This is a genomic window from Clostridioides sp. ZZV14-6387 (genome assembly GCF_020657835.1).
In the GTDB taxonomy this organism is placed as follows: Bacteria; Bacillota; Clostridia; order Peptostreptococcales; family Peptostreptococcaceae; genus Clostridioides; species Clostridioides difficile_A.
The window spans coordinates 80022-91036 of the sequence record NZ_JAGWCW010000017.1 but is presented as its reverse complement, the minus strand read 5'-3'; the positions used below and the strand labels follow the sequence as shown (position 1 = coordinate 91036).

General features: G+C 32.6%; 10 protein-coding genes and 9 tRNA genes. All 19 read left to right on the top strand.

The features are described from left to right. Positions 1-83 precede the first annotated feature (83 nt). Positions 84-158, top strand: a tRNA-Asn gene (locus KGF38_RS12350). 5 nt (positions 159-163) lie between these two features. After that, positions 164-249, top strand: a tRNA-Leu gene (locus KGF38_RS12345). Between the two features lie 14 nt (positions 250-263). After that, positions 264-339: transfer RNA gene (locus tag KGF38_RS12340), tRNA-Met, on the top strand. A 14-nt stretch (positions 340-353) separates the two neighbouring features. Further along, positions 354-428, top strand: a tRNA-Glu gene (locus KGF38_RS12335). 9 nt (positions 429-437) lie between these two features. After that, positions 438-511 (top strand) — tRNA-Gly (locus KGF38_RS12330). Between the two features lie 5 nt (positions 512-516). Then, positions 517-592, top strand: a tRNA-Val gene (locus tag KGF38_RS12325). A 5-nt stretch (positions 593-597) separates the two neighbouring features. After that, a tRNA-Asp gene (locus KGF38_RS12320) sits at positions 598-674 on the top strand. A 10-nt stretch (positions 675-684) separates the two neighbouring features. Beyond that, a tRNA-Gly gene (locus tag KGF38_RS12315) sits at positions 685-759 on the top strand. A 9-nt stretch (positions 760-768) separates the two neighbouring features. Further along, positions 769-842 (top strand) — tRNA-Arg (locus tag KGF38_RS12310). Positions 843-1756: 914 nt separating this feature from the next. Next, entirely contained in the window at positions 1757-2596 is an 840-nt protein-coding gene (gene cdaA, locus KGF38_RS12305) for a diadenylate cyclase CdaA (RefSeq protein WP_021382536.1), read from the top strand. After that, a complete protein-coding gene (locus KGF38_RS12300) occupies positions 2593-3774 on the top strand; it encodes a YbbR-like domain-containing protein (RefSeq protein WP_074179924.1) in 1182 nt (393 codons plus the stop codon). The genes cdaA and KGF38_RS12300 overlap by 4 nt, the downstream gene beginning before the upstream one ends. Positions 3775-4079: 305 nt before the next feature. Then, positions 4080-4982 carry a phosphate butyryltransferase gene (gene ptb, locus KGF38_RS12295; RefSeq protein WP_021382540.1) on the top strand — a complete coding sequence of 301 codons (903 nt, stop codon included), beginning with the start codon at positions 4080-4082 and terminating at the stop codon, positions 4980-4982. A 21-nt stretch (positions 4983-5003) separates the two neighbouring features. Then, positions 5004-6083, top strand: a complete 1080-nt coding sequence (gene buk / locus KGF38_RS12290; protein WP_054268695.1) for a butyrate kinase — start codon at positions 5004-5006, stop codon at positions 6081-6083. Continuing rightward, positions 6073-6750, top strand: coding sequence for a hypothetical protein (locus KGF38_RS12285; RefSeq protein WP_054268696.1), 678 nt, complete (start codon positions 6073-6075; stop codon positions 6748-6750). The genes buk and KGF38_RS12285 overlap by 11 nt, the downstream gene beginning before the upstream one ends. Before the next feature lie 42 nt (positions 6751-6792). Beyond that, entirely contained in the window at positions 6793-7008 is a 216-nt protein-coding gene (locus KGF38_RS12280) for a 4Fe-4S binding protein (RefSeq protein ID WP_021382532.1), read from the top strand. A 28-nt stretch (positions 7009-7036) separates the two neighbouring features. Further along, positions 7037-8116, top strand: coding sequence for a 3-methyl-2-oxobutanoate dehydrogenase subunit VorB (locus KGF38_RS12275; RefSeq protein ID WP_021382548.1), 1080 nt, complete (start codon positions 7037-7039; stop codon positions 8114-8116). Beyond that, entirely contained in the window at positions 8116-8868 is a 753-nt protein-coding gene (locus KGF38_RS12270) for a thiamine pyrophosphate-dependent enzyme (protein WP_003420710.1), read from the top strand. The genes KGF38_RS12275 and KGF38_RS12270 overlap by 1 nt, the downstream gene beginning before the upstream one ends. Next, on the top strand, positions 8869-9426 hold the full coding sequence (locus KGF38_RS12265) for a 2-oxoacid:acceptor oxidoreductase family protein (RefSeq protein ID WP_054268697.1): 558 nt from the start codon (positions 8869-8871) through the stop codon (positions 9424-9426). A gap of 170 nt (positions 9427-9596) precedes the next feature. Then, the gene (gene glmM / locus KGF38_RS12260) at positions 9597-10943 is read left to right on the top strand and encodes a phosphoglucosamine mutase (protein WP_074179925.1); all 1347 of its coding nucleotides are present in this window, start codon (positions 9597-9599) and stop codon (positions 10941-10943) included. The last annotated feature ends 72 nt before the right edge of the window (positions 10944-11015 follow it).

Below are 11015 nucleotides of genomic sequence, written 5' to 3'. Positions count from 1 at the left end.
CGAACACAGAAGTTAAGCTCTCTAGCGCTGATGGTACTTGGTGGGAAACTGCCTGGGAGAGTAGGACGTAGCCACGTTAATATTCCAAGGTAGCTCAACGGTGGAGCAACCGGCTGTTAACCGGTAGGCTGTGGGTTCGAGCCCCACCCTTGGAGCCAAAAAAGCCGAAGTGGCGGAACTGGCAGACGCACAGGACTTAAAATCCTGCGGGACTTACCTCTCGTACCGGTTCGATTCCGGTCTTCGGCACTTATAAACAATATCGCGGAGTGGAGCAGTTGGCAGCTCGTCGGGCTCATAACCCGAAGGTCGTAGGTTCGAGTCCTGCCTCCGCAACCATTAAAAATCAAAACGGCTCGTTGGTCAAGAGGTTAAGACACCGCCCTTTCACGGCGGTAACAGGGGTTCAATTCCCCTACGAGTCACCAATTAAATATGCGGGTGTAGCTCAATGGTAGAGTTCTGGCCTTCCAAGCCAGCTGTGAGGGTTCGATCCCCTTCACCCGCTCCAAAAATGGGACCATAGCTCAGCTGGGAGAGCACCTGCCTTACAAGCAGGGGGTCACAGGTTCGAGCCCTGTTGGTCCCACCATTTGCGGCCTGGTAGTTCAGTTGGTTAGAATGCCAGCCTGTCACGCTGGAGGTCGAGGGTTCGAACCCCTTCCAGGTCGCCAAACTAAATAAGCGGGAATAGTTCAGTGGTAGAGCGCAACCTTGCCAAGGTTGAAGTCGCGAGTTCGAATCTCGTTTCCCGCTCCATAATAACTTGGGTGCATAGCTCAGCTGGATAGAGCAACGCCCTTCTAAGGCGTGTGTCCGGGGTTCGAATCCCTGTGCGCTCATTAAGAAAAGTTTACTATATTTTATAGTAAACTTTTATATTGTTTAAAAAGACACAGGATACATGTATATTACCTGTGTCTTTTTCTTTACAAACTTTAAACCTTGTAAGAGTTACAGTATATTCATTAATATTGTAAACATATAAATGCTAATGTATAATAGTTTACAAGACGTTTATAAAAGTTCTAGTTAGAAAGAATCACTAACTATAGGATAAAGTCTATATACATTATATTGTATACTTTATAGTATTAATATATTAGAATGATTAATTAATTTATAGATTAATTGTACTTATATAATGAATTATGAAAAATTAAGTATTATAGAGAATTGACAATGTAATGTAACATTTATAGGTTATACTAAATGAATTATAATAGTATAGGTAATAGATGCATAAGTCTGAGAATATGTGTGTTATTTTACCTATAGAAAATAATTTCTAATAGTATTTGTAGTAGTATATTAAAATAAATTTATCTAGACTAGTTATAAAGCAGATTATTATTTTAAGGCAAGAATTACATTAATAAGTTAATAAGATAATATTTATGATATATAATGTTTCAGTTATATAATTAATGAGCAGATTATAAAATTTATTTTAGTAAATATATATTAATTAATGATATATTAAATAGGTTCTATAGCATAAAACTGTGTTAAGGCGCGAGTACTATTTTGTATTCGCGCCTTGATGGTTTGAATTATTTGACCTAAAACTAACTTTAATAAAAATATACATTTATTGAATCAATATTTTTTATGTCTTTAGAGATTATTTAACAATCTCGAACCATAAAATTAGAATTATTTACACAAAAGTTAAATAGTTTGTATAGAGTTAGATTTATATAGTATAATACATAGTGTAAATAATTAAGAAGTTATCAAACAGGAGGATAAAACTGTGTTAGATATAAATTCTTTTTTAAATGGATTTTTTAATATAATATTAAGAATGAGTATATATGATTTAATTGACATATCTATAGTAGCGTATATTTTTTACAAAATATTTATGTTTATAAAAGATACAAGAGCAGAACAAGTATTTAAAGGGATAATATTTCTTTTACTAGCAACTCAACTTAGTAACACTTTTAAACTGCATACCGTTTATTGGATATCTCTTAAAGCTCTAGATTATGGAGTTATAGCTGCCCTTATAATTTTCCAGCCAGAATTTAGAGCAGGACTTGAGCATATAGGAAGAGCAAAATTTAATTTATTTGGAAAGAATGTAAATACATCAGAAGAGACTCTTAATAGAAATATAGAGGAAATTGTAGAGGCATTATATTCACTTTCTAGACAAAAGATAGGCGCTCTTATCATAATGGAAAGAGAAACTAGAATAAGTGACATAATAAATACAGGAACTATTATTGATGCTGAGATTTCTAGACAGCTATTAATAAATATATTTATACCAAATACACCACTACATGATGGAGCTGTTGTAATTAGAGATTCCAAAGTAAAGGCAGCTGCATGTTTTTTACCTCTGACAGAAAGTAAGGATTTAAGCAAAGATTTAGGTACTAGACATAGAGCGGGAATAGGTGTAAGTGAAGTATCTGACTGTATTACACTGATTGTGTCTGAAGAAACTGGAGGCGTTTCAATCGCTAAATCAGGTAAGTTATATAGAGATATCTCTAGAGAAAGAATGATGAATATATTACGTAGTAATCTAAAAACAAATACAGAAACAAGAAGTTTTTTCAAAGGTGGTATATTTAAATGATAAATAGACTGAAAAATAATACCAAAATAAAAATAATATCATTTTTAAGTGCAATTGCATTATGGATGTATGTTATGGCTGTAGTTGACCCTGAAGAAACTAAGGGGTTTGAGGATATACCTGTATCGATAAGTAACATGAGTGATTTAAAAGATAAAAATCTTGTTATATATCCAGACGAAAAATTAACAGCAGATGTATATATAAAAGGTAGTTTATCAAAGGTACAAAGTGTAAAAAAAGAGGATATACATGTATATGGAACTATTGAAGACCCAATACAAGGACAGAAAGAAGTATATTTAAAAGCAAATATTCCTCAAGGTGTCACTATAGAATTTAAACATGATGTTTTAGTAGTGAATCTTGAAAAAAATATAAAAGAAAAAAGAGATATAAAGGTAGAAGTAAGTGGAAATTCAAAAAGAAATATAAACAAAATTGAACTTAGTAAGAATGTTGTCGATGTTTCGGGACCAAGAAGTCTGGTTAATGAAGTCAAAAGTGTAAGAGCTAACTTAGATGTTGGAAATCAAACAGAGGACTTTTCTAAAAAATTAGAATTAATTCCATTAAATAGTAGTGGAACAAAGGTTGAAGGTGTAACATTAAGCTCATCTTTTGTAACTGCACAAATAGAATTATTAAAAGAAAAGATGGTACCAATAAGAGTGAACTTGAAGGATGGTAAAGATAATGATGCACTGAAAAACTATAAATTAAGTGCAGAACAAGTTACAATAAAAGGAAAAAAAGAAAATATAGACAAAATAAATTATATTAAGACAAAACCTGTTGATTTAGCTGATTTAGCTGATGGAGGAGAAAAAGAAGTGAGTTTAGAGGTTCCAGAAGGTATAACTCTTGAAGACAGTTCTATAACAATAAAATTAAATGAAACAAAACAGTTAAGTGCAGAGTTTCTATACAATGTAGGGGATATTGAATTAAGAAATATACCAGCAAATATGGATAATCCAAGTATAATTTCTGATGTAAATATAAAAGTTGTAGTAGAATCGACAGAAGACTTAAGCAAGTTAAATAAAAAAGATATTTCATTGTTTATCGATTTATCGCAAGGACCTGAAGAAGATAGTAAATACAAAGTAAAATATGAAACAACATATCAATTTAAAAAAATAAATATAGAACCTAATATTGTTGAAGTGGAATGAACAAATATTTCGAATATTTAGTTGTTACAAGATGCGACAAAAAAACCTATAAAATTAAGTTTGTTAATTTTATGTTTTTGTTGCATCTTGTTTATTTTAGTTATATTATAAAATAAGGACAATGAGATATTTGTTAAATCTAAAAAGTACTAGAAATTATGAAAAAAGACTGATAAATAGATTTAAATAAATATTTTTGAATTAAATATTTCAATTATCCCTAGGAAAACGTTGCTGAACGAGTTATAATTTAATTGAGATATAAAAAGTTCTATTTCAAAAAATTCAAGATGAGGTGGAAATGCATGAAAAGCTTTGAAGAAGTAATTAAGTTTGCAAAAGAAAGAGGACCTAAAACTATATCAGTAGCATGTTGTCAAGACAAAGAAGTTTTAATGGCAGTTGAGATGGCTAGAAAAGAAAAAATAGCAGATGCTATTTTAGTAGGTGATATAGAAAAGACTAAAGAAATTGCAAAAAGCATAGACATGGATATCGAAAATTATGAACTGATAGATATAAAAGATTTAGCAGAAGCATCTCTAAAATCTGTTGAATTAGTTTCACAAGGAAAAGCCGACATGGTAATGAAAGGCTTAGTAGACACATCAATAATACTAAAAGCAGTTTTAAATAAAGAAGTAGGTCTTAGAACTGGAAATGTATTAAGTCATGTAGCAGTATTTGATGTAGAGGGATATGACAGATTATTTTTCATAACTGACGCAGCTATGAACTTAGCTCCTGATACAAATACTAAAAAGCAAATCATAGAAAATGCTTGCACAGTAGCACATTCATTAGATATAAACGAACCAAAAGTTGCTGCAATATGCGCAAAAGAAAAAGTAAATCCAAAAATGAAAGATACAGTTGAAGCTAAAGAACTAGAAGAAATGTATGAAAGAGGAGAAATCAAAGGTTGTATGGTTGGTGGACCTTTTGCAATTGATAATGCGGTGTCTTTAGAAGCAGCTAAACATAAAGGTATAAATCATCCTGTAGCAGGAAGAGCTGATATATTATTAGCTCCAGATATTGAAGGTGGTAACATATTATATAAAGCTTTAGTATTCTTCTCAAAATCAAAAAATGCAGGAGTTATAGTTGGAGCTAAAGCACCAATAATACTAACTTCTAGAGCAGATAGTGAAGAAACTAAACTTAACTCAATAGCTTTAGGTGTTTTAATGGCAGCAAAGGCTTAAATTTAAGGGGGAAATAGGCAAATGAGCAAAATATTTAAAATCTTAACAATAAATCCTGGATCGACATCAACTAAAATAGCTGTATTTGATAATGAGGATTTAGTATTTGAAAAAACTTTAAGACATTCTTCAGAAGAAATAGGAAAATATGAGAAAGTGTCAGACCAATTTGAATTCCGTAAACAAGTAATAGAAGAAGCTCTAAAAGAAGGTGGAGTAAAAACATCTGAATTAGATGCTGTAGTAGGTAGAGGAGGACTTCTTAAACCTATAAAAGGTGGTACTTATTCAGTAAGTGCTGCTATGATTGAAGATTTAAAAGTAGGAGTTTTAGGAGAACATGCTTCAAACTTAGGTGGAATAATAGCAAAGCAAATAGGTGATGAAGTAAATGTTCCTTCATACATAGTAGACCCTGTTGTTGTGGATGAATTAGAAGATATCGCTAGAATTTCTGGTATGCCTGAAATAAGCAGAGCAAGTGTAGTACATGCTCTAAATCAAAAGGCAATAGCAAGAAGATATGCTAGAGAAATAGGTAAGAAATACGAAGATATAAATCTTATAGTTGCTCACATGGGTGGAGGAGTTTCTGTTGGAGCTCATAAAAATGGTAGAATAGTAGATGTTGCAAACGCATTAGATGGAGAAGGTCCTTTCTCTCCAGAAAGAAGTGGTGGATTACCAGTAGGTGCATTAGTAAAAATGTGCTTTAGTGGAAAATATACTCAAGATGAAATTAAAAAGAAAATAAAAGGTAATGGTGGATTAGTTGCATATTTAAATACTAATGATGCTAGAGAAGTTGAAGAAAGAATTGAAGCTGGTGATGAAAAGGCTAAATTATTATATGAAGCTATGGCATATCAAATCTCTAAAGAAATAGGAGCTAATGCAGCAGTTCTTAAGGGAGATGTAAAAGCAATACTATTAACTGGTGGAATCGCATATTCAAAAATGTTTACAGAAATGATTACAGATAGAGTTAAATTTATAGCAGATGTAAAAGTTTATCCAGGAGAAGATGAAATGATTGCATTAGCTCAAGGTGGACTTAGAGTTTTAACTGGTGAAGAAGAGGCCCAAGTTTATGATAACTAATGATAAAAGAATAAGAATCATAACTGGTCACTATGGAAGTGGTAAAAGTGAATTTGCGATGAACTATGTTATTAAATTAAGAGATATGGTTTCTGGCAAAGTTGCTATAGCCGATTTAGATGTGGTAAATGTATACTTTAGAACTAGAGAAAAGAAAGAACTAATGAAATCTTTAGGTATACAACCAATTGATAGCTCAATCAATGCTCCAACATTAGACTTACCAGCAGTATCAGCAGAAGTAATGTCTCCTATGGTGGACAATTCATACAATTCTGTTATAGATTTAGGTGGAGATAATGTAGGTGCCAGAGTTATAGGAAGATTTAGTCATTTGTTAAAAGAAGGCGACTATGATATGCTTTTTGTAATAAATGCAAATAGGGAGAAAACTCAAACTTCTGAAGAAGTTATCCAATATATAAAGGAAATAGAAAAATCTTCTAAGTTAAAGGTAACAGGTCTAATTAATAATACTCATCTTATTAGATTTACTACTATTGATGACGTTTTAAGAGGACAGAAAGTTGCAAAAGAAGTTTCTGAGAAATGTAATATACCTATAAGATATGTTGCATGTTTAGAAAATCTTGTTGAACAGTTACCAAAAGACATAGAAGGAGAAATTTTTCCTATAAAATTATATATGAGAGAAGATTGGATGTAGTTTGAGCTCAAATATATAGAAAGTTTAAGGAGGCTTAGGTAAATGGCTAAAGGAAAAGTATCTTTTAATGAAGAACGTTGTAAAGGTTGTGGATTATGCGTTGAAGCATGTCCAGTAAAAATCATACAATTAGACTCAAATGTAATAAACAAAAAAGGGTATAACCCAGCAACTGTTTTTGAAATGGAAAAATGCATAGGATGTGCAAGTTGTGCAACTATGTGTCCAGATGTAGTTATAACAGTAGAAAGAGATTAATTTAATTAATATTTAAGGGGGAATTTTAATGGCTAAGATACTTATGAAAGGTAACGAAGCATTTGGAAAAGCAGCTATAGAAGCTGGTTGCAAATATTTCTTCGGTTACCCAATAACTCCACAAAGTGAATTACCAGAATATTTATCAAGAGAGTTACCAAAGATAGGTGGAGCGTTCGTTCAAGCTGAATCAGAAGTTTCTGCAATAAACATGGTTTATGGTGGAGCAGGTGCAGGAGCAAGAGTTATGACTTCTTCATCTTCACCAGGAGTTGCTTTAAAACAAGAAGGTATAACATATGCAGTAGGTGCAGAAGTTCCTTGTGTTGTACTTAACGTAATGAGAGGTGGTCCAGGACTTGGAAGTATACAACCTTCACAAGCTGACTACTTTATGTCTACAAGAGGTGGAGGAAATGGAGACTACAGAACTCCAGTATTCGCACCAGCTACAGTTCAAGAAGCTGTTGATATGATAATGGAAGCTTTTGACGTTGCAGATTACTACAGATCACCAGTTATGGTAGTTGCAGATGGTATGATAGGTCAAATGATGGAGCCAGTTGAATTTAAAGCTCCTGAAAAGAAAAGAGAATTGCCTCCTAAAGATTGGGCAACTGTTGGAACTAAAGGAAAAAGAGTACCTAATGTAATAAACTCTCTATACTTAGAGCCAGAAGTACTAGAAGACCATTGTTGGCATTTACAAGAAAAATTTGAAGCAATGGAAAAAAATGAAGTTCAATACGAAATGTACAAAACAGAAGATGCTGAATTTGTATTTGCAGCTTATGGAACTACTTCAAGAGTAGTAAAAAGCGCAATTGATATATTAAGAGAAGAAGGAATAAAAGCAGGTCTTATAAGACCTAAAGTATTATGGCCATTCCCATTTGAAGCATTTGACCAAATTCCTAATGCTAGAAACATATTAACTGTTGAAATGAGTATGGGACAAATGGTGGAAGATGTTAAAATGGCAGTAGAAGGTAAATTACCAGTTTACTTCCATGGAAGACCAGGAGGAATGACTCCAACACCAGCAGAAATAGTTGAAAAAGCTAAAAAAATTATTGCCGGAGAATTGGTTGCAGGAGGTGCTAGATAATGGCTGTTGTATTTAAGAAAACTGAAGGATTACAAGATACTCAAACTCACTACTGTCCAGGATGTACACATGGTATAATCCATAGATTAGTTGGTGAAGTATTAGAAGAATTAGGAGTATTAGGTGATGCTGTAGGTGTTGTTCCAGTTGGATGTTCAGTTCTAGGATATAAATATTTTAACTGTGACACTCAAGAGGCTGCTCATGGTAGAGCACCAGCAGCTGCTACAGGAATAAAAAGAGTTCATCCTGAAAATACAGTATTCACTTATCAAGGTGATGGAGACTTAGCTTCAATCGGTACTGCTGAAATAGTTCATGCAGCTGCTAGAGGAGAAAAAATAACTACTATATTTGTAAACAATACAACATATGGTATGACTGGTGGGCAAATGGCTCCAACTACACTAGTTGGACAAAGAGCTACTACTGCTCAATCAGGAAGAAATGCTGAAACTCAAGGTTATCCAATAAGAGTAAGTGAAATGTTAGCTACATTAACAGGAGCTGTATTTGTAGAAAGAGTAGCAGTTGATACTCCAGCTCATGTTAGACAAGCTAAAAAAGCTATAAAGAAAGCATTCCAAGTTCAACAAGCAGGATTAGGATTTGGAATAGTAGAAGTATTATCTACTTGTCCTACAAACTGGGGACTAGCTCCAAATGATGCTTTACAATGGTTAAGAGACAATATGATACCATACTATCCATTAGGAAATTTCAAAAATGTTGAAGTTGAGGAGGTGAAGTAAATGTCTACAGCTAGAGTAATATGTGCAGGCTTCGGAGGCCAAGGTGTTATGTCTATGGGACAATTACTTACTTATGCAGGAATGCTAGAAGGAAAAGAAGTTTCTTGGTTACCATCTTATGGACCAGAAATGCGTGGAGGTACAGCAAACTGTGCAGTAACTGTATCTAGTGAACCAGTTGGTTCTCCACTTATAACAGATGATGCAACTGCAGCTATATTATTAAACATACCAGCATTTGAAAAATTCAAAGATGATGTAATTCCTGGTGGAAAAATAATAGTAAATAGCTCTTTAATAAAAGAAAAAGTTGAAAGAACAGATGTAGATGTTTATTATATACCAGCAAATGAATTAGCAGTTGAGTTAGGAAATGACAAAGTTGCTAATATGATAATGTTAGGAGCTTACTTAAAAGTAGCTGATACTGTAGATATAGAATCTGTATTAGAAGCATTTAAGAAAGTTTTCGGACCTAGAAAAGAAAAATTCGTTCCATTAAACAGAGAAGCTCTACAAAAAGGTATGGATGCTGCATGTTCTGTAGCAACTAACTAATAAAGAAAAAAGATGTCAAAAAAAAGACAATAGAATTATTTCTATTGTCTTTTTTGCTGATAAGTATTAAAATGTTTTTATGACTGAAATTAAGAATATAATGATATTTTATGAACTATAAAAATATAATATAAATTGCAAGCTTTTCAATTATGGAAGGAGAATCTTTAGTGAGAAAGTATTTTGGAACTGATGGAGTTAGAGGAGTAGCAAATACAGAATTAACATGTGACTTAGCATATAAACTTGGTAGAGCTGGTGGTTTTGTCTTAGCTCAAGGAGACCACAGGGTAAAAGTAGTGGTAGGTAAAGATACGAGAATATCAGGAGATATGTTAGAAGCATCTTTAATAGCAGGACTTATGTCTGTTGGATGTGATGTTATTACTGTTGGAATAATACCAACACCTGCAGTGGCATATTTAACTAGAAAATATGGTGCTGATTGTGGCGTGGTTATATCTGCATCTCATAATCCTGTTGAATATAATGGAATTAAATTCTTTAATAAGAATGGATATAAATTGGATGATGAAATTGAATTAAAAATAGAAGAGTATATAGATGATATAGATAAAATTGAATGTCTACCAATTGGGGAAAATGTAGGAAGAAAGTTACATGAACATTATGCACAAAGGGACTATGTAGACTATCTGAAATCAATAATAAGTACCGATTTTAAAGGATTAAAAGTAGTATTGGATTGTGCAAATGGTGCATCATATAAAGTAGCACCAATAGTATTTGATGAATTAGGAGCAAGTGTAATTTCAATAAATAGCTCACCAGATGGAAATAATATAAATTATAAATGTGGTTCTACACATCCAGAACAACTTCAAAATGCTGTTTTGGAACATAATGCTGACTTAGGTCTTGCATATGATGGAGATGCCGATAGATTAATTGCTGTAAATGAAAAGGGTCAAATTGTTGATGGAGACCATATAATGATATTGAGTGCTTTAAATTTAAAGAAAAATAATAAATTAGCACAAGATACTTTAGTAGTTACAGTTATGAGTAACATAGGATTAACAATAGCTGCTAAAGAAAATGGAATAAATTTATCTACTACAGCAGTTGGAGATAGGTATGTTTTAGAGGATATGGTTAAGAATGGATACAATCTTGGTGGAGAACAATCTGGACATATGATATTCTTAGATTACAATACAACTGGAGATGGAGTACTTAGTTCTTTAATACTTGCAAATATAATCTTGCAAGAAAAGAAACCTTTATCAGAGCTTGCATCAATAATGAGTCAATATCCACAAGTATTAGTAAATGCAACAATAAAAAATGAAAATAAAACTAAATATATGGAATATCCAGAAATAAAAACTGAGATAGAAAGAATAGAATCTATTTTAGATGGAAATGGTAGAGTTTTGATAAGACCATCAGGAACTGAGCCATTAGTTAGAGTTATGTTAGAGGGTAAAGAGGAAGGTCAAATAAAAGAATTAGCAACAAATTTAGCTAATCTTATACAAGAAAAATTATCGTAATTTATAAGGGTATTCTCAGGTATAAATACTGAGAGCACCTTTCTAAGCGCCAGAACTTAGTTATAGACATAA